Here is a 17,564-nt window from a genome sequence, read left to right as displayed (position 1 = left end):
ACGAGCATAAGGAATGGAACCTATGACCTTCGCACACACCCTGGGCTTTCCCCGTATCGGCGCCAAGCGCGAACTGAAATTTGCCCTCGAATCCTACTGGCGTGGCGAAACCACCCAGGCCGAGCTGGTCGCCGTGGGCAAGAGCCTGCGTGAGCGCCACTGGCAGGCCCAGCGTACCGCCGGGGTCAACCTGCTGCCGGTGGGGGATTTTGCCTGGTACGATCAGGTGCTGGGTACTAGCCTGCTGGTAGACGCCGTGCCTGCCCGTCACCGCCACGGCGACACCGACCTCGACACCTTGTTCCGGGTGGCCCGTGGCCGTGCGCCGACCGGCCCGGCGGCGGCCGCTGCCGAGATGACCAAATGGTTCAACACCAACTACCACTACCTGGTGCCGGAATTTTACAGTGACCAGCGCTTCAAGCTGGGCTGGAGCCAGCTCTTTGACGAGGTGGAAGAGGCCAAGGCCCTTGGGCTGCCGGTCAAGGCGGTGTTGCTGGGCCCCGTCTCCTACCTGTGGCTTGGCAAGGAGAAAGAGAGCGGCTTCTCCCGCCTCGAACTGCTGGATCGCCTGCTGATCGTCTACCAGGAGATCCTGGCCAAACTGGCGGCCCAGGGGGTGGAGTGGGTGCAAATCGACGAGCCGGCTCTGGCGCTGGACCTGCCGGATGAGTGGCGCCTGGCCTACCTCAAGGCGTATGAGCGCCTGAGCGGCCCCTGCAAGCTGCTGCTCACCACCTACTTCGGGTCCGTGGCCCATCAGCGGGACATCATCACCAGTCTGAAGGTGGACGGCCTGCACCTGGATCTGGTGGCGGCCCCCGAGCAGCTGGAGACCCTGGTCCCGCACCTGCCGGCCCAGTGGGTACTCTCGGCGGGTGTCATCAACGGCCGCAACGTCTGGCGTGCCAACCTGGCCAAGCTGGCGCCGACCCTCAAGGCCTTGAAAGAAAAGCTTGGCGAGCGCCTCTGGGTGGCCTCCTCCTGCTCCTTGCTGCACAGCCCGGTGGATTTGACCCTGGAGCACGAGCTGGATCCCCAGACTCGCAGCTGGTTCGCCTTCGCCCTGCAAAAGTGCTATGAGCTGGGGCTGCTGTCCGACTACCTGGACGGTGGCGCCCTGGACAAAATCGAGGCTTACAGCCAGCCCATCGTGGATCGGGAGTCCGACAGCCGGGTTCACAAGAAAGCGGTGCAGTCACGACTCGCCAGCCTGACCAACAGTGACTTCGATCGCCAGAGCGCCTACCCGGTGCGTGCCGACGCGCAGCGCTCGGATCTGAAGCTGCCGCTCCTGCCCACCACCACCATCGGCTCCTTCCCGCAGACCTCTGAAATCCGGGTGCTGCGTCAGGATTGGCGTGCCGGGCGCATCGATGACCAGGCCTACGAGGCGGGCATCCAGGCCCAGATCAAGGATGCCATCGAGCGCCAGGAGGCCATCGGGCTCGACGTGCTGGTGCACGGTGAAGCGGAGCGCAACGACATGGTGGAGTATTTCGGGGAACTGCTGGACGGCTTTGCCATCACCCGCTTTGGCTGGGTACAGAGCTATGGCTCCCGCTGCGTGAAGCCGCCGGTGATCACCCGTGACATCGACCGTCCGACCCCCATGACCCTTGAGTGGACGAAGTTTGCCCAGAGCCTGACCGACAAGCCGGTGAAGGGCATGCTGACCGGCCCCGTGACCATTCTCTGCTGGTCCTTCCCGCGGGAAGACGTGAGCCGCGAGCAGTCCGCCCTGCAGATTGGCCTGGCCATTCGCGACGAGGTGGCTGACTTGGAAGCCGCCGGCATCAAGATCATCCAGATCGACGAGCCGGCGATCCGCGAAGGGCTGCCCCTGCGCAAGCAGGATCACCAGGCCTATCTCGACTGGGCGGTGCGCGCCTTCCGCCTGAGCGCAAGCCCGGTGGTGGACAGCACCCAGATCCACACCCACATGTGTTACAGCGACTTCAACCTCATCATCGAGGCGGTGGCGGCGCTGGACGCGGATGTGATCACCATCGAGACGAGCCGCAGCCAGATGCAGTTGCTCGAAGCGTTCGAGCGCTTCAACTACCCCAACGAGATCGGCCCGGGCGTCTACGACATCCACTCGCCGAACGTACCGAGCCAGGGCTGGATTGAAGACCTCATCCGCAAGGCTGCACAACAAATCCCGGCAGACCGGCTCTGGGTGAACCCGGACTGCGGCCTCAAGACCCGCGGCTGGGAAGAGACCACCGCAGCCCTGAAGGTGATGGTCGATGCGACCCGGGCGCTGCGCGCCGAGCTGGCCTGAGGGCTTCCATTCACCCGGACGAGCGCCCGGTGAGTGTCACCAAGACGAGAGAGGGAAGGCGACAGCCTTCCCTCTTTTTTGCATGGCCGCTCCCTAGAGGGGGATCAGGGCGGGGTGGGAGGCGGGCTGGTAGCGGGTGGGGGAAACCGACATCGTCACCGGGTGAGGGGCGCTTGCGAGCGCCTCGGCCAGCCACTGTTGGTCGAGGGGGATGGCATTGCGATCCTCGATCACCAGATTGAGGTGCTGGGCACCCAGGCACCCGTAGCGGGCGGGGTCGGTCTGGGTAAAGAGGCCAAGACAGGGCACACCGCTGGCGGCAGCCAGGTGCAGGGGACCGGTGTCGGCGCTGACGAAGAGGGAGAGGCCGCCCGTGAAGCGGGCCAGCTCCCCCATGTTGCCAAGGGAAACGTGCACGTCCCCGAGCAGGTGCTCGGGGGCGGCGGGATCCGCGAGCTGGATCAGCAGGGCATCCGGGCTGTGACGGCGCAGATCCCCAAGCAACCGCTGCCACTGGGGCTGGGAGAGCCCCTTGCCCTTGCGGGCGCCGGTGAAAAAGCCGATCAGGGGACGGCCAGGATGGGCTCGTCGCAGCGCACTCAAGGCCGGGCTTGGCCCCTGCAACAGGCTGCCAAGGGGAATGGGTTCGGCCGGATTGCCCGGTATGCCGAGCAGTTGCAGGGGCTGGTGGGCGTAGTGGCACTCACTGTCCGCAGCCCGCGGACGCGGGAAGATGAGATCCCCGTGGCCATCGTCGAAGCCGCATTTCTCACGGGCCTGTACCCAGGCGGCGATGAAGTGATCCGTACTGGAGGCGAAGGGGACGTAGACCCTGTCGTAGTGTTGGCGGCGCAGACGCGAGAGTGCCGAGAGGGCGCCCGGCAGGTGTCTGCCCTGCAACCGGATCTGATGAATGTGCCGCAGGGGCAGATCGGCCAGGAAGGGGAGCAGGGCGGTGGGGCTGCACACCAGCTCCAGCTCGGCGTGGGGATGGGCGCGATGAAGCTGGTGCAGGAAGGGCAGCAGGAAGAGGTTGTTGCCGATGCGGTTGGTGCTGCGAATGACCAGGATCCGGCGGGGTGCCTGCGAAGAGGGCGGCAATGCGCTGCGACTGGCAAGCCAGCCGAGCAGGGTTCGCTCCAGTCCCGCCGTCCAGACCCGGCGTTGGCCGTCGAAGCGGCGCAGGGCATCGTTGAGGTGAGTCATACCGTTGGGCTCCAGTGTTGGGATGGCGTAAAGGGTGCCAGCGGACTCTTAAGACAATGTTAAGAAGGGAAAACGCGTGCGGATGATGGCCATGGCGGAGCGGGGGGCTGGTGCGGGACGGGGGAAAGTGGCTAGAATTGCGCATTTGAAATAAATGTTATCGTCCGCGGGAGCACCATGCAGTTCAGGGATTTTTTGCCGGTATCGACCAATACCAGCGTCAAAGAGAGTTGTTACGGCGCCCTTGGCGCCCTCATCGGCTTGCTCGGCACCGCCTTGCTGTGCCGCTGGGGGTTGGGGCTCGAGGTGCACTGGCTCATCGCCCCCATGGGGGCCTCCGCCGTGCTGCTGTTTGCCGCCCCGGCCAGCCCCCTGGCCCAGCCCTGGTCCATCCTTGTGGGCAACGGGGTGTCGGCCCTGATGGGGGTATTGAGTGCGAGCCTGGTGCCGGACATGGCTATCGCCTCGGCCCTGGCGGTGATGCTGGCCATCGCCGCCATGTTCCTCACCCGCAGCCTGCACCCGCCCGGCGGCGCCGTGGCCCTGACCGCCGTCATCGGCGGCGAGGGGATCCGGGCGCTCGGGGTCGGCTACGTGCTGCTGCCGGTGCTGCTCAACTCCCTGTTGCTGCTGAGTCTGGGCTTGCTCTACAACCGCGCTCTGGGGCGTCGTTATCCCCATGGCGGCAAGGCGGCGCCCAATCGCCACCAGACGGCGGATCCCCAGCCGAGTGCCCGACTCGCCACCCAGGACATCGACTTTGCCCTGCAAAAACACGGGGAACTGCTGGACATCAGCCGCCAGGATCTGCAGGAGCTGCTGCAGGAGGCCCAGCTTCACGCCCTGCGCGAGCGAGTGGGGACGGTACGGTGCCAGGATGTGATGTCGCGGGATCTCGTCGTGACGACGCCACAGGCGCTCGCCATGGAAGCGTGGCATCTGCTCTCCCACCACCAGATCAAGGCGCTGCCGGTGGTGGATGAGGGGGAGAGGCTGGTCGGCATCATCACCCTGCATGATCTGATGATCGACCGGGCGGGTCACCAGCCGAGGGCGAAGGAGGCCCTCGAGCAGCAGCAGGTCGCGGATCTGATGACCCGGGAGGTGCAGACGGCGCGGCGCTACCAGCCTCTCTACGATCTGGTGGAGGCCTTCTCCGACGGGGGGCTGCACCATATGCCGGTGGTGGAGGGGGAGCAGCTGGTGGGCATCATCACTCAGTCCGACATGGTGGCGGCGCTCTTCACATTGGCACTGAAACCCGGACTGACGAGCGAGGAGGCGACCCCGGTGTTGTCATAGCCAGGGGGGCAAGAAAAAAGAGGGCGTGCCAGGCATGCCCTCTTTTTTCGCAGACTTGCACAGACGGTGGCCAATGCCTAGCCGTAGCGGGCCAGGGTGAGCCCCTCGTCGCTGATATCCGGGGTATTGCCCGAGATGAGATCGCTGAGCAACTGGCCCGATCCTGCCGCCATGGTCCAGCCCAGGGTACCGTGGCCGGTATTGAGCCAGAGCCCGGGAATGGGGCTTGGGCCGACCAGGGGTGTGCCGTCCGGCGTCATGGGGCGTAGCCCGGTCCAGAAGGTGGCCTGCTCCAGATTTCCCCCCTGGGGGAAGAGATCCCTCACCACCATGGCCAGGGTATCGTGGCGTCTGGGGTTGAGCGCCAGGTTGAAGCCCGAGAGTTCGGCCATGCCGCCCACCCGGATCCGTTCGTCGAAGCGGGTGATGGCGACCTTGTAGGTCTCGTCCAGCACAGTGCTGCGCGGGGCACCCTCGGCATCCGTCATCGGCAGGGTGAGGGAGTACCCCTTGACCGGGTAGACGGGGAGCTCAATTCCGAGGGGGCGCAGGAAGCCGGTGCCATAACTGCCGAGGGCACAGACGATGGCGTCGGCTTGGAAGCGCTGCTCGCCGGCACGGACCGCCACGGCGCGTCCCTTCGCGATCTCGACCTCGTCGATGGCGCAGTTGAAGACGAAGCTCACCCCGAGCTTGCGGGCCTCGTCCGCCAGGGCCTGGGTGAAGCGGAAACAGTCACCGGTTTCATCTCCCGGCAGGCGCAGGCCCCCCACCACCTTGCCACGCACCCTTGCCAGGGCGGGCTCGACCTCCTCGCAGCCGTCGGCATTCAGAGACTGATAGGGGACGCCGTACTCCTCGAGCACGGCGATATCGCGCTGGCTGGCATCGAGCTGGGCCTGACTGCGAAACAGTTGCAGGGTGCCGAGCTGGCGCCCTTCGTAGTCGAGCGCCAGCTCGCCCCGCAACTGCTTCATGCAGTCGCGGCTGTATTCGGCCAGCCGTACCATGCGCCCCTTGTTGACCGCATAGGCCGCCGGCGTGCAGTTGGCGAACATCTTCAGCATCCAGCGCAGCTGGAAGGGGTCCGAGGTGGGCCGCACCGTGAAGGGGGCGTGCTTTTGCAGCAGCCATTTGGCGGCCTTGAGGGGAATGCCGGGTGCAGCCCAGGGGGAAGCATAACCCGGGGAGATCTGACCCGCGTTGGCATGGCTGGTTTCAAGGGCCACCCCGTCACGCCGCTCCAGCAGGGTCACTTTGTGACCGGCCTTGGCCAGATACCAGGCGCTGGTCACACCGACCACGCCACCACCGAGTACCACTATGTCCATCTTGTCTCTCCTTGACTGGGGCCTCCACCTTAATCAGCCGCCACAGGATATTCAACTGGTGTCGATGTCATTGGTGGTTATCGCTATTCACATTTTGTTAACTGGCTCTCAATGTTGTCATTTGCTCACTTTCTGGCATGAAATCCGGTCGATTCAGAGCCGCTCCAGGTGGAGCAGATGATGCTCTGCCGTCGTCAGGATGGCTTGCTGCTGTTCTGTGGTTTGGCCATCCCAGTTGGCATAAGGCAGGGCGAGGCGAGGGTTGTTGCCAAGTTTGGCCCGGTTGCGCCAGAGAAAGTGCCAATAGAGGCTGTTGAAGGGGCAGCTGTCCGGCCCGCTGCGGGCCTTCACCTGATAGTGACACCCCTTGCAGTAGTGGCCCATCCGCTCGAGATAGGCGCCGCTGCTGGCGTAGGGCTTGCTGCCCATCAGACCGCCATCGGCAAACTGGCTCATGCCGCGGGTGTTGGGCAGCTCCACCCACTCGATGGCATCCACATAGATACCCAGATACCAGGCATCCACCTCGTCAGGGTGGATCCCCGCCAGCAGGGCGAAGTTGCCGGTCACCATCAGCCGCTGGATATGGTGGGCATAGGCGTGCTCCAGAGACTGTCGAATGGCGTGACGTACGCAGGCCATGCTGGTTTCTCCATTCCAGAAAAAACCGGGCAGGGGTCGCTCGGCCCCGAGAAAGTTGGTGCGCTGATACTCGGGCATCTTTTCCCAGTAGAGGGCGCGGACAAACTCGCGCCAGCCGAGGATCTGGCGGATGAACCCCTCCACCTGCGCCAGGGAAATGGTGGCCTGATTGGCCTGCCAGTGAGCTTGCGCAGCGCGGATCACCTCGAGGGGATGGAGCATCTTGCTGTTCATGGAAAACGACAAGCGGCTGTGGAACAGGCTCCAGCCCCGCTCGCTCAGGGCGTCCTGATAGCGGCCGAAGTGGGGCAGGCAGTGTGCAAGGAAGTGTTCAAGCAGTGCGCGGCTCTGGCGCCGGGTGACGGGCCAGGGCAAGGCGCCCGCATCGGCTGTGCCAAGGGTGGCAATGCCGTGGCGGGTCAGCATGGCATCGATGTCGCTCACCTCGTTGGCAAAGGTGAGGGGCGCCGGGATGGGTTGGCTCGCCGGCAATTTGGCGCGATTCTCGGCATCGAAGTTCCAGCGCCCCCCAAGGGGCTGGCCGCGTTCATCGAGCAGCACCCGGTACTGCTTTCGCAGGACGCGGTAGAAGAACTCCATCCGGCTGTGGGGGTAGCGTCGCCAGCCATCGCGGGGGGTGAGAAAATGTTCGCTGTCCACCTCAGCGGTCGGGATGGCAAGGCCTGAGGCCCACTGGGTCAGCTGGCTTGCAAGGCGCCACTCGTCCGGGCTCTGCCAGGCGAAGCGATCGGCCTGATGCGCTTCGAGCTGAGCCGCCAGCAAGCTCGGCAAATCGGGCCAGGGGGCGCTCTCATCGAGAGTCAGGTAGCAGACCCGGTGGCCCGCCTTGGTGAGGGCGGCGGCGAAGGCACGCATGGCGGCAAAGAAGGCGAGCACCTTCTGGCGATGGTGGCGGCAGTAGTCGGTCTCCTGGCGCAGCTCCACCATCAGGTAACAGACAGCGGGATCCGGCGTGCGAAACCAGCTGTGACCTGCGTTCAGTTGATCCCCGAGAATGAGGCGCAGCTCCATCAGGGGTGCTCCTTCCGACGACGGCAGCGTTCGCTGCAATAACGTACTTCCTGCCAGCAGCGGGCCCACTTGCGCCGCCAGGCAAAAGGACGTTGGCAGACGGGACAGATCTTCTCGGGAAGATGGGGTTTGAGGTGCATGTGGCGGCCCTGTTGATGCCCTTGGTTTCTCTCTGCCTCCTTAACGAAGCACCATACGGTCGGGATCACTGGGAGAGCAGAAAGAGGCAATAGGGGGGGATTGCCACTCATGAAAAAGGCCCCCGAACCTGCCGGTTCGGGGGCCCTTGTTCTCGTAGCCGTTACTGGCTGCTGAAGAGCCTGGGCTGGGGAGTGGACTGCGCCGTCAGGGTCATGCGGCCCGAGGTTTCCAGCCAGCTCTTGATCTTTCTGGCATCGGCGACCCGTTCATCCGTGGTGTTGGCGTGAAGCAGCACCATGACCACGGGCTCGTTGTTGACCCGGGTTCCCATCACCAGGCAGCGCCCCGCCTCGCGGATATAACCGGTCTTGGAGACCAGAATGGGCCAGCTTCCTTCCCGTACCAGGCGGTTGGAGTTGAGGTAGTGCAGCTGGCGCTTGCCGTTGCGTACCAGACGCTGCTCGGAGGCGGTGTACTGGCGGATCAGCGGGTAGGTGGATGCGGCAGCAGCCAGTTTGGCGAGATCGTGTGCGGTGGAGACGTTGCGGGGGTTGAGCCCGGTGCTGTCGGCGAAATGAGTGCTCCACATGCCGAGCATGCGGGCCTTGGCATTCATTGCCTCGATAAAGGCTTTGCGACCACCCGGGTAGTGCCGTCCCAAGGCGGAGGCGGCGCGGTTTTCAGAGGACATCAGGGCGATGTGCAGCATGTCGGCGCGACTCAGACGCGAGCCCACCGCGAGGCGCGACCCGGTGCCCTTGAGTCTGTCCACGTCATCCATGGTGACGGTGAGGGTCTCGTTGAGGCGCTGATTGCCATCCAGTACCACCAGCGCTGTCATCAGCTTGGTGATGGAGGCGATGGACATCACCCGGTTGGCGTTGCGCTCTGCCAGGGTCTCGCCGGTTTTCGGGTTGACGACCACGTAGGCATCGGATCTCAGCGGCAGGTTGCTGCGGGGTTCGAGCAGGCTGTTGGTGGAAGAAGAGGTCGCAGAAAACGGGTTGGCATGGGCGCTTTCCATGCTGGCGGGAAGGAGGAAGGCGCCGAGCAGCAAGGGAAGAAAAGGACGAAGGTTCATGATTTGACTCTACTACGACTCACAGGGACATTTGGCTAAGTTATATGACGGTAATTGACGCTTCACAACGTCTGGTGGCCGGATATTTCCATTTTATGGGCCAGCGCACCTTGAAATCCCCCGCATCGGGGCTATTGGCCCGCAAAAGGGAGTCATAGAGGCCTGTCAGGCCATGCCAGACACGCCACCACGGGGGCGCACTATATGCTGGCGAGGGGCGGGATGACGACTCTTTTTGCACCTTTCGGCGCCTTGGGATGATGAAGGGGTCGTTAATGGCGACCATGGCGATAAAAACGGCGCCCGGCAGGGAAGATGGCCCGCTGCATTATCGCCGTTTTGCCCCGCGTCATCCTCCCATCATCCGCGCGGTCTGAATGGCCTCGATCAGCGCGGTCCGGTTGATACGGGGTCGCTCTTCATCGAGCAGTTGCTGCCACAGCGCAATGGCCTGGCTGTAGCGACCATGCAGGAAGTGATCGGAGGCGAGCAGCATCAGAGCGCTCACCTCACCCTTGTCCTGCTTGAGCGCGCTACCCAGCAGGCGCTGCGCCTCCGGGGTCAGCTGCTGGCCCGCCTGATAATAGAGCACGGTAGCCTGTGCGGCCTGGGTCGCCGCGCTGGCGCCCCCCTCCAGCAGAGCAAGACGCTGGTAGGCGAGCAGGGCATTGTCGTACTCGTCCCGATAGAGATAGAGCTGGCCGAGCGCCACCCAGCCGTCGAGATCGGTGGGGTTGGCTTGCAGGCGCTGGTGCAGGGCGCCCAGCTCCTTGTCCTGCAGATCCCGCGGGCTCAATCCCGCCAGCGGATCGGGGCGCGCCTGATACGCCTGCCACGCCTGATAGCGGCCGGTGCCGGCATAAATACCGGCCATCAGCGCCAGCAACAGGGCCCCAAGCAGCATCCAGGAGCGCAGCCAGGGCAGCGGACGGACGGTGCGGTCCTTGGCCAGCCGCTCGCGCAGGGCCTGCTCGGCAGGTGGGGTGGCGTTGGCGAGGCGGGCCAGCTCCAGCTCCCGGTAGAGGCGGCTGTGGGGGGCAAGCCCCGCCTGCTGCTCGGCCATGATCAGCCGGTTCAGCTCGGCCCTGGGGTCGTGAGCGAGCGCCCCCTCGGCTCTGTCGCCGACAAGCGGCACCCGCGCCGGTTGCCGGCGATGCAGGCTCCTGCGCAGGCGATGGAGCGCCAGCAGCAGCAAGAGGGCGGGGCCGCCCCACAGCAGCGCCGTGCTGCGCTTGAAGGGGGGATCGTAGCGCACGAAATCGCCGAAGCGCTCCGTCATGCGGGCGATCACCTGCTCATCAGACTGTCCCTCGTCCACCCAGCGGTAGACCTCAAGCCGCAGATCCCGGGCGATGGGGGAGTTGGACTCCACCAGGTTCTGGTTCTGGCACTGGGGGCAGCGCAGGGCGCGGGCCAGTTCCTGAGCGCGGGTCTGCCGCTCGGGGTGGCGAAACTCATAGGTGTCGACCCCGCTGGCAAGGGCCCCGATGCTCAAGGCCAGCAAGAGCGGTGCGGTCAGGGCGTGGCCGAGACGTCTCATGGCTTGCTCTCCCGCACTTGTCTCTCCACTTCTCTTTCCACTTCGGGCTGTCCGGCGGTGTTGCTGCGGGCCTTTGCAAGCAGGGGGGCAAACTGGCGTTGCCAGATGTCCCGGGTGAGCAAGCCGGTATGGCGGGTCAGCAGGGTGCCATCGCCGGCGAAGAGATAGGTCTCCGGCGTGCCGTATACGCCGAGCTCAAGGGCCAGTTTGCCGTCGGGGTCGGCCAGCACGGTGCGATAGGGGTTGCCCGCCTCGGTGAGCCAGGCGCGGGCGGCATCGCCCTTGTCCCGGTAGTTGAGGCCATAGAGGGGCACGGCACTGGCCAGATCACCCAGCAGCGGATGCTCGGCGCGGCAGTTGGGGCACCAGCTGGCCCAGACGTTGAGCACGAAGGGCTCCCCCTTGAGCGCCGCGGTGTGGATGGGGGCGCCACCAAGTAGATCGTCACTCTGCCAGGCGGGCAGGGTGCGCCCGGCGACGGCCTCATCCTGGCTGTAGGGGTTGTTGCCAAGGCCGAGCCAGAGCAGGGCACCGAGCCCCAGGGTGAGCAGGAGCGGTACGAACAGGCGCAGACGGGCGTTCATAAGGACTCCTGTTCAAGCCGAGGGCAGGGGGCGGTAGCTGGCGCAGGATGGTTAGCCAGCAGCGGCCGGCGGGCGAGCAGGCGCAGGGTGCCACCCGCCATCATCAACAGGCCACCTAGCCAGATCCAGCGCACCAGCGGCTTGTAGTGCAGCCGCATGGCATAGGCGCCGGGTCCCATCTTCTCGCCAAGCACCACGTAGAGATCGCCGAGTATTCCCCACGCGATGCCGGGTTCGTTCATGTTCATGGTGCGCACGCTGTAGTGACGCCGCTCCGGGATGAGCCGCGCCACCTCTTTACCGTCTTTATGCACGCTAAGCGTGATGCGCTCGGCGGTGTAGTTGGGGCCTATGATCGGCTCGCTCTCCTCATAGCGAAACTCGAAGGCGCCGAGCCGATAGGGCTGGCCTGCGGCGAGTACGGCACCCCCCTCCTGGCTGTGGTGACTCACCTGCGCGATGCCGAGGGCGCACACCGCCACCCCGAGGTGGGCCAGCAGGCTGCCGAACCGATTGAGGGTGAGCTCGCGCAGGGCGACCGGTTGCAAGAGCGGGAGCAGCAGGCTGGCCATCAGCCAGAGGCTCAACACGTTGGCCGCGAGCCCCAGCCAGCCGCCCCGCAGCGGCTCGGGATAGGTGAAGCTCAGCAAGGCGCCCCCCAGCAGGCCGAACAGGCATGGGAGCAGCACCTTGATGCGGCGCTGGACTGCCAGATGCTGCCAGCGCAGACGCGGCAGCTGGGTCATCAGCGCCATCAGGCAGAGGGCCAGCGGCACGAAGATGGTATTGAAATAGGGAGCCCCCACCGAGAGCGAGCCCAGATGGAGCGACTGGAACACCATGGGGTAGAAGGTGCCGAGCAGCACGCTGGCGCAGGCCACGCTGAGCAGCAGGATGGCGGCGCCGAGCAGCCCCTCTTTTGACAGCAAGCCAAAGCGGGCATAGGGGGCGCGAATGTCCGCCCGCAGGGCAAACAGGGTGAGGGCGCAGGTCAATAGCAAACCGAGCAGCAACAAGAGGGTGAGGCCGCGGCTGGGGTCCACCGCAAAGGCGTGCACCGAGGTGAGCACCCCGGAGCGCACCACGAAGGTGCCGAGCAGGCTCAGCGAGAAAGTAAAGATGGAGAGCAGCAGCACGGCGTGGCCGTAAGCGCCGCGCTTCTCGCACACCACCAGGGCGTGCAGCAGGGCGGTGCCGAGCAGCCAGGGCAAGAGGGAGGCATTTTCCACCGGATCCCAGAACCACCAGCCGCCCCAGCCGAGCTCGTAATAGGCCCACCAGGAGCCCAGCACGATGCCGGCGGTGAGAAACACCCAGGAGCCGAGCGCCCAGGGGCGGCTCCAGTGGGCCACGGCGCCATCGAGCCGACCCGAGTGCAGCGCCGCCATGGCGAAGGCGAAGTTAACCGCAAAGCCGACGTAACCGAGATAGAGCAGGGGCGGGTGAATGATGAGGCCGATGTCCTGCAGCATGGGGTTGAGATCGCGCCCCTCCAGCGGCCCCGGGAACTGGCGGTCAAATGGGCTGGAGAAGACCAGGGTATAGAGGCCGAACAGCCCGACGATGAGCCCCATGATGGCGATCACCCGAACCAGGATCAGCGAGTCGACCCGCTTCGAGCAGAGCGCCACCAGGGCGCCCCAGAGGGCCAGCGCGAAGACGAAGAAGAGCATGGATCCCTCGTGGCCCCCCCACACCGCCGCCAGCTTGAAGCCCAGGGGCAGGGCGCTGTTGGCGTGCTGGGCCACATAGACCAGGGTGAAGTCATCCTGGGCAAAGCAGCTGGCGAGCAGCAGCAGGGCGGCCACCAACAAGAGCGCGACCAGGATGGCCAGCGGCTTTGCGCAGCCCAGCAGCGGGCGTGAGGCGAGCCGCAGCCCCAGCCAGGGCAGCAGCCCTTGCAGCAGGGCGAGCCCGGTCGCCAGCAACAGTGAGAGATAGCCGAGCTCCGCCAGCACACAACCTCCAGTCAATCATTCGTCTATGTTATGCCGCAGCGTCTGCACCGTACCGGCGCTGGGGGATAACATCCACATTTCTGGCAACAATCAATCGCAACAACTCATTGCAACAAATAAGCGCCAGTCACCCGAGGGTGGCTGGCGCTGGTGATCATACCTTTAAACTACCGTCATCTGGCCGGCATAGAGCACGAAGTAGCGCAGCAGCAGGATCCCCACCAGGGTCAGGCTGCAGACCAGCACCAGATAGCCGTTCTTGGCCCGCAGCGGTGCGGGGGCCAGCAGGGCCAGCAGCTGGGGCAGCAGCATGCCGATCCCCACCACGCCCACCCAGAACACCTGGGCCCAGAAGCCGCTGCCGATGGCGGCCCACATGGCTGCCTCCTTCTGGCCGCCACCGAAGTAGAGGCCGGTAAAGAAGCAGACCAGCAGCAACACCTCCACCGCCAGCACCGGCCGCTCGAAGCGGTGGACAAAGCTCACTCCCTGGCTGTGATGGTTCTCCTTGAACAGGGTGACCGCCAGCAAGATGGTGGAGGCGATGCCGGAGCTGACGCCGGAGATGAGGAACAGCACCGGCAGCACCGGGTTGTTCAACAGCGGATAGGTCTTGAGCGCGGAGAGCAGGAAGCCGGTATAGGCGCCGAGCAGCACGGCGAGCAGCAGCAGCAGTGGTGCCAGGATCTGTTCAACGCGTGCCAGCCAAGCGATCAGCCCATCCACAAAGGCGAACTTCTCTTGCAGCAGGTGACGGCGCAATGTCTCGATCTCGCTTCTGAACACCACCGCCAGCCAGGCGAACAGCACCGCCATGTAGAGCTGGAACAGCATGACCCCCATGGACATCACGGAGTCGAACTGGTAGTGGAACATCAGCTTCCAGAAGGTCCAGGGACGGGCCAGATGGAAGATAAGGATCAGTAACCCCAGCACCACGCTCACCGGCGCCAGAATGGCGGTCGCCTTGATGATGCCGCTCTCGCTGCCGGCCCCCTTCTTGCGCAACAGCACCGAGAGGGTGGTGGCCCCGGCGGAGATGCCGAGCAGGAAGAGATAGATGGCGATCGGCCAGTCCCACACCAGCGAGGAGAAGTGAAATGCGTCATGCAACATGATCCATTCCTCCTTCTGTTACTGCGGTAGATGGCGATGGGTCACATCCCCAGACAAGGGAAGGGAAGTGAAACGCCTCTTGCATCGTCATGACTTTATCTCCCCTTTGGGCACGCGGTACATCTTGGGCGAGGTGCCGAGTGCCTGCTTGTAGCGATAGGTGGTCTCCTTCACCAGCCGTGTGGCGATGGGGCTGTCCGGGTCATCCAGATTGCCGAACACCAGCGCCTTGGTGGGACAGGATTCCACGCAGGCCGGCTCCTTGCCCGCCGCCAGGTTGGTCTTGCGGCAGAAGTCGCACTTGTCGGCCACCTTGGTCACAGGGTTGATGAAGCGCACCTGATAGGGGCAGGCGGCCAGACAGTACATGCAGCCGACGCAGAGATCCGGGTTGACGTCGACGATGCCATCCTCCTTGCGGATATGGGAGGCACCGGTCGGGCAGACATGCACGCAGGGAGCGTTGTCGCAGTGCTGGCAGGACTTGCGAAAGAAGTGGTACTCGGCATCGGGGAATTCACCGATGGGGCCGGAGCGGATGATCTCGAGGCGCGAGACCCCCTCTGGCACCTGATTCACCTCCCGGCAGGCATCCATGCAGGCGGTACAGCCGATGCAGGCCGTCTCGTCGTGGATCATGCCGTAGCGGATCCCGTCGATGGTCTGGCTGTGGGCGAGGGTGGTGGCACGAGCAGCCCCCGTCATCATGATGAGGGCCCCCGCGCCCATCCCCGCCATAAAGTGACGGCGAGAGCAGCTCATGGTGCCTCCTTGCCCGAGGTGGTGTTCGCCTTGGCCGCCTTGACGGCCTCATGCTGCTTGCTGTGGCAGTCGACGCAGAGCTTGATGCGGGACTTCTCCGGAATAGCCACCATGGGCTCCTTGGCCTGGTGCAGGGCGTGGCAGCTGGTGCAGGTGAGCTTGGTGGCGTGCACGTCGTGGGCCCAGAGCGCCTCGCGCAGCACTTTGGGCTCGTGACAGCTCATGCAGACCCCGTTCTGCTCGGCGATGGGGTAGCGCTCGGTGCTCTTCTGCTCGGCGATGGGGTAGCGCTCGGTGCTCTGTTTGTTATTGAAGCTGTCGCTAAAGCGCATCACGTCCTTGACCCCTTCCCGGTGTTGGGGGGAGGGTTGACCGTGGCAGTTGGTGCAGGTGACCGGCGCCAGGCTGTTGGGGTTGGTCGCCTGGCCGTGCTTGCCGTGCATGCCTTCGACCTGCTCCTTGTGGCAATCGGTGCAAGCCTTGTCGGCACTGCGCAGAAATTCCACTTCATGTGTAGTCGGTGCCGGGGCGGTTGCCGCATCGGCCGCCTGGCCCTGCAGGCTGGTGAGCAGCATGGCTGCCATCAGCATCAGTCGTAAGAAATCCATCGTTAAATCACCCATAGGAAGCCTCCATCCGGCGGCAGGCCCGGCTGTGCGGGCCCGCCTCCCTCGTCATTGTGCGAGCCGTCCGGCCGCTTTGGCCTCGGCATCCCAGGCGGGGACAGTGGTCTTGAGGAACTGGGCCTTGTCGCTGTTCATCTGCTTCATGTCCATGCCAAGGGCGGCCTGGGCCTTCTCCTTGGTGGAGATGTCAGGAATGGCGATCTCGTGGCTGATCCCCTTGGCGGCCAGGAGGCGTGCCAGCTTGGTGCGGGCGTCGGCTGCCTTGTCCAGGGCGGTCCCCAGCATGCGCAGCGCCACTTCCGGGGCGTGCATCTGCACCCCGTGGGAGGCGATGGAGAAGTCCCAGCGCCACTGGGCGTGACGGATGTCCTGCAGAATGTCCTTCATCTCGGCCTCGGTGGCGCCGGCATCCCAGGCGGCCTTGGCTTCGAAGTGGGCGTGTACCAGCTGCTTCTCGACCTTGAGCTTGATCTCGGTGACGGCCTCCTTGCGCTGCTTGACCACCCCTTGCAGCATCTCCTTGCTCTGGGTGTGGCAGCTGCGGCAGGTCTGATCGAAGCGATCGAAGGGGTTGCCCACCTTGTGATCCGTGTAGACCTTGCCCTGCTCGTTCTGCACCTTGGGCATGTGGCAGTCGACGCAGGCGACGTTGTTCTGGCCGTGAATGCCGGCGCGCCAGGTCTCGTACTCGGGGTGCTGGGCTTTGAGCATGGGGGTCTTGGAGAGGGCATGGGTCCAGTCGGCAAAGCCTATTTCATCGTAATACTGCTCCATCTGCTCAACTGTGGTGCCCTTGTCCCAGGGGAATTTCACCGCCTTGGTCGGGCCGCTGAAGTAGTACTCCACGTGGCACTGGCCGCACACCTGAGACTGCTGATCGAAGCGCCCCTGCTCCTTGAACGGCTTGCCGATGGCGGTCATGGCCCGGTCAGCATAGGGACGGGAGAGGTGCAGGGCGGGTTTGCCCTCCTTGAACTCTTTCGAGGCGGTGTCGTGGCAGTCGGCGCAGCCGATGGTGTTGACGATTTCCGGCCCACCTTTTGCCCACATCCCCTTGAAGTAGCCATCCTCACCCTTCTCGTCGATGACGCGGGCCACGTCCGGGCCTTTGCAACTCCAGCAGGCCATGGGCAGCGGACCGTCTTCGGCGGTCTTGGGGGCGCCGGTACGCAGGGTTTCCCGCACGTCGGTCAGGGCATAGAAGTGGCCGCGGGGTTTGTTGTAATCCTTGGAGAAGGGGTAGCCGGCCCAGAGCACCACCATCTGCGGATCTTCCGCCAGGGCATCGGTGCGCTCGCGACTCTCGCCGGTGGCCTTCCAGCTGCTGAACTGATCGGCGTGATCCTTGGCGAACAGCTCGCTGCGCGCCTCGATCTTGCCCTTGGGGGCACTGTCGTCTGCCTGTGCCAGACTGCCTGTACCCAGCAGGGCGGTCAGCAGCAGGGCCGCCAGCCCTGGTCGAAATAGCTTGTCATATGAACCCACGGTCATCACTCCCAGATAAAAAGTCCATGTCGGGCCTGACCGTTCCATCTTGGTGTGGACATCTGTGCTCATCATCGACGGGCATGGCAGGCCGATCCATTGTTATGGCTGCATATAAATTGGACTTTATGCAATTGATCGAGGGAATAATACCAAATGGGTAAAATGGATAATGATTTATCCCGACGGGAATTGCGCTAGATCAATTGCCATGGGGGGAGGATCCCAAAAGTGCGATCCAGGTTGAATTATTGAGCGTCATCGCGGGGTTACAGCCTCTCTTTTTCCACTGACGGGGGACGAAAGCGCGTCGTCACAGGATGCGTAGCAAGGCACAGGGGGCGCGCGAGGAGGGCTTTCTGCCCGCCCGGTCTGGACGGTGAGAGTAGATACCTGAATGCACATGCACTTTTTTGCCTGCGCCGGTCAGGGAGATCCCGCCTGCTGAAATAGTGCGGCGGGTCGGGAGAA

At 64.5% G+C, this 17,564-nt stretch carries 14 protein-coding genes; 2 read left to right on the top strand and 12 right to left on the bottom strand.

From position 1 onward, the window contains the following. Positions 1–22: 22 nt before the first annotated feature. On the top strand, positions 23–2,287 hold the full coding sequence (gene metE / locus J9893_RS17810; protein WP_210599937.1) for a 5-methyltetrahydropteroyltriglutamate--homocysteine S-methyltransferase: 2,265 nt from the start codon (positions 23–25) through the stop codon (positions 2,285–2,287). Positions 2,288–2,380: 93 nt separating this feature from the next. On the opposite strand, the gene J9893_RS17805 is transcribed toward metE, so the two are convergent. Continuing rightward, positions 2,381–3,493: a glycosyltransferase family 9 protein gene (locus J9893_RS17805; RefSeq protein ID WP_202041661.1), complete on the bottom strand. Its 1,113-nt coding sequence runs from the start codon at positions 3,491–3,493 to the stop codon at positions 2,381–2,383. Between the two features lie 177 nt (positions 3,494–3,670). Here J9893_RS17805 and J9893_RS17800 point away from each other — a divergent pair, with 177 nt between their 5' ends. Further along, positions 3,671–4,795 carry an HPP family protein gene (locus J9893_RS17800; protein ID WP_128272572.1) on the top strand — a complete coding sequence of 375 codons (1,125 nt, stop codon included), beginning with the start codon at positions 3,671–3,673 and terminating at the stop codon, positions 4,793–4,795. A 77-nt stretch (positions 4,796–4,872) separates the two neighbouring features. Here the strand turns inward: J9893_RS17800 and J9893_RS17795 are convergent, their stop codons facing one another. From J9893_RS17795 to nrfA, 11 genes are all read right to left on the bottom strand, one after another. After that, entirely contained in the window at positions 4,873–6,126 is a 1,254-nt protein-coding gene (locus J9893_RS17795; RefSeq protein WP_042882483.1) for a D-amino acid dehydrogenase, read from the bottom strand. A gap of 153 nt (positions 6,127–6,279) precedes the next feature. Beyond that, complete coding sequence (locus J9893_RS17790; protein ID WP_202041660.1) at positions 6,280–7,800, bottom strand: cryptochrome/photolyase family protein; 1,521 nt, start codon at positions 7,798–7,800, stop codon at positions 6,280–6,282. After that, on the bottom strand, positions 7,800–7,940 hold the full coding sequence (locus J9893_RS17785; protein ID WP_080944260.1) for a DUF2256 domain-containing protein: 141 nt from the start codon (positions 7,938–7,940) through the stop codon (positions 7,800–7,802). The genes J9893_RS17790 and J9893_RS17785 overlap by 1 nt, the downstream gene beginning before the upstream one ends. Positions 7,941–8,101: 161 nt before the next feature. After that, positions 8,102–9,022: a serine hydrolase gene (locus J9893_RS17780; RefSeq protein WP_029314613.1), complete on the bottom strand. Its 921-nt coding sequence runs from the start codon at positions 9,020–9,022 to the stop codon at positions 8,102–8,104. Between the two features lie 349 nt (positions 9,023–9,371). Then, on the bottom strand, positions 9,372–10,562 hold the full coding sequence (gene nrfF, locus J9893_RS17775; RefSeq protein ID WP_210599938.1) for a heme lyase NrfEFG subunit NrfF: 1,191 nt from the start codon (positions 10,560–10,562) through the stop codon (positions 9,372–9,374). Continuing rightward, entirely contained in the window at positions 10,559–11,146 is a 588-nt protein-coding gene (locus tag J9893_RS17770; RefSeq protein ID WP_201996969.1) for a DsbE family thiol:disulfide interchange protein, read from the bottom strand. The genes nrfF and J9893_RS17770 overlap by 4 nt, the downstream gene beginning before the upstream one ends. Next, on the bottom strand, positions 11,143–13,104 hold the full coding sequence (nrfE, locus tag J9893_RS17765) for a heme lyase NrfEFG subunit NrfE (RefSeq protein ID WP_202041658.1): 1,962 nt from the start codon (positions 13,102–13,104) through the stop codon (positions 11,143–11,145). Before nrfE ends, J9893_RS17770 begins: the two co-directional genes overlap by 4 nt. A gap of 162 nt (positions 13,105–13,266) precedes the next feature. Then, complete coding sequence (nrfD, locus tag J9893_RS17760; protein ID WP_202041657.1) at positions 13,267–14,220, bottom strand: cytochrome c nitrite reductase subunit NrfD; 954 nt, start codon at positions 14,218–14,220, stop codon at positions 13,267–13,269. A gap of 87 nt (positions 14,221–14,307) precedes the next feature. Further along, positions 14,308–14,982, bottom strand: coding sequence for a cytochrome c nitrite reductase Fe-S protein (gene nrfC / locus J9893_RS17755; protein ID WP_201996961.1), 675 nt, complete (start codon positions 14,980–14,982; stop codon positions 14,308–14,310). Then, on the bottom strand, positions 14,979–15,605 hold the full coding sequence (nrfB, locus tag J9893_RS17750) for a cytochrome c nitrite reductase pentaheme subunit (protein ID WP_210599939.1): 627 nt from the start codon (positions 15,603–15,605) through the stop codon (positions 14,979–14,981). The genes nrfC and nrfB overlap by 4 nt, the downstream gene beginning before the upstream one ends. Before the next feature lie 51 nt (positions 15,606–15,656). Next, on the bottom strand, positions 15,657–17,099 hold the full coding sequence (nrfA, locus tag J9893_RS17745) for an ammonia-forming nitrite reductase cytochrome c552 subunit (protein ID WP_210599940.1): 1,443 nt from the start codon (positions 17,097–17,099) through the stop codon (positions 15,657–15,659). Between the last annotated feature and the right edge of the window lie 465 nt (positions 17,100–17,564).

Source organism: Aeromonas sp. MaB10011B (genome assembly GCF_017939325.1).
Taxonomy (GTDB): Bacteria; Pseudomonadota; Gammaproteobacteria; order Enterobacterales; family Aeromonadaceae; genus Aeromonas; species Aeromonas caviae.
This window is presented reverse-complemented; position numbering and strand designations above follow the sequence as displayed.

Bases quoted from the DNA above. Each gene is read 5' to 3' on its own strand.
- J9893_RS17800 (WP_128272572.1), top strand. From the start codon at position 3,671: ATGCAGTTCAGGGATTTTTTGCCGGTATCGACCAATACCAGCGTCAAA.
- J9893_RS17795 (WP_042882483.1), bottom strand. From the start codon at position 6,126: ATGGACATAGTGGTACTCGGTGGTGGCGTGGTCGGTGTGACCAGCGCC.
- J9893_RS17790 (WP_202041660.1), bottom strand. From the start codon at position 7,800: ATGGAGCTGCGCCTCATTCTCGGGGATCAACTGAACGCAGGTCACAGC.
- J9893_RS17770 (WP_201996969.1), bottom strand. From the start codon at position 11,146: ATGAACGCCCGTCTGCGCCTGTTCGTACCGCTCCTGCTCACCCTGGGG.
- J9893_RS17785 (WP_080944260.1), bottom strand. From the start codon at position 7,940: ATGCACCTCAAACCCCATCTTCCCGAGAAGATCTGTCCCGTCTGCCAA.
- J9893_RS17805 (WP_202041661.1), bottom strand. From the start codon at position 3,493: ATGACTCACCTCAACGATGCCCTGCGCCGCTTCGACGGCCAACGCCGG.
- nrfF (WP_210599938.1), bottom strand. From the start codon at position 10,562: ATGAGACGTCTCGGCCACGCCCTGACCGCACCGCTCTTGCTGGCCTTG.
- nrfD (WP_202041657.1), bottom strand. From the start codon at position 14,220: ATGTTGCATGACGCATTTCACTTCTCCTCGCTGGTGTGGGACTGGCCG.
- metE (WP_210599937.1), top strand. From the start codon at position 23: ATGACCTTCGCACACACCCTGGGCTTTCCCCGTATCGGCGCCAAGCGC.
- J9893_RS17780 (WP_029314613.1), bottom strand. From the start codon at position 9,022: ATGAACCTTCGTCCTTTTCTTCCCTTGCTGCTCGGCGCCTTCCTCCTT.
- nrfB (WP_210599939.1), bottom strand. From the start codon at position 15,605: ATGGGTGATTTAACGATGGATTTCTTACGACTGATGCTGATGGCAGCC.
- nrfC (WP_201996961.1), bottom strand. From the start codon at position 14,982: ATGAGCTGCTCTCGCCGTCACTTTATGGCGGGGATGGGCGCGGGGGCC.
- nrfA (WP_210599940.1), bottom strand. From the start codon at position 17,099: ATGACCGTGGGTTCATATGACAAGCTATTTCGACCAGGGCTGGCGGCC.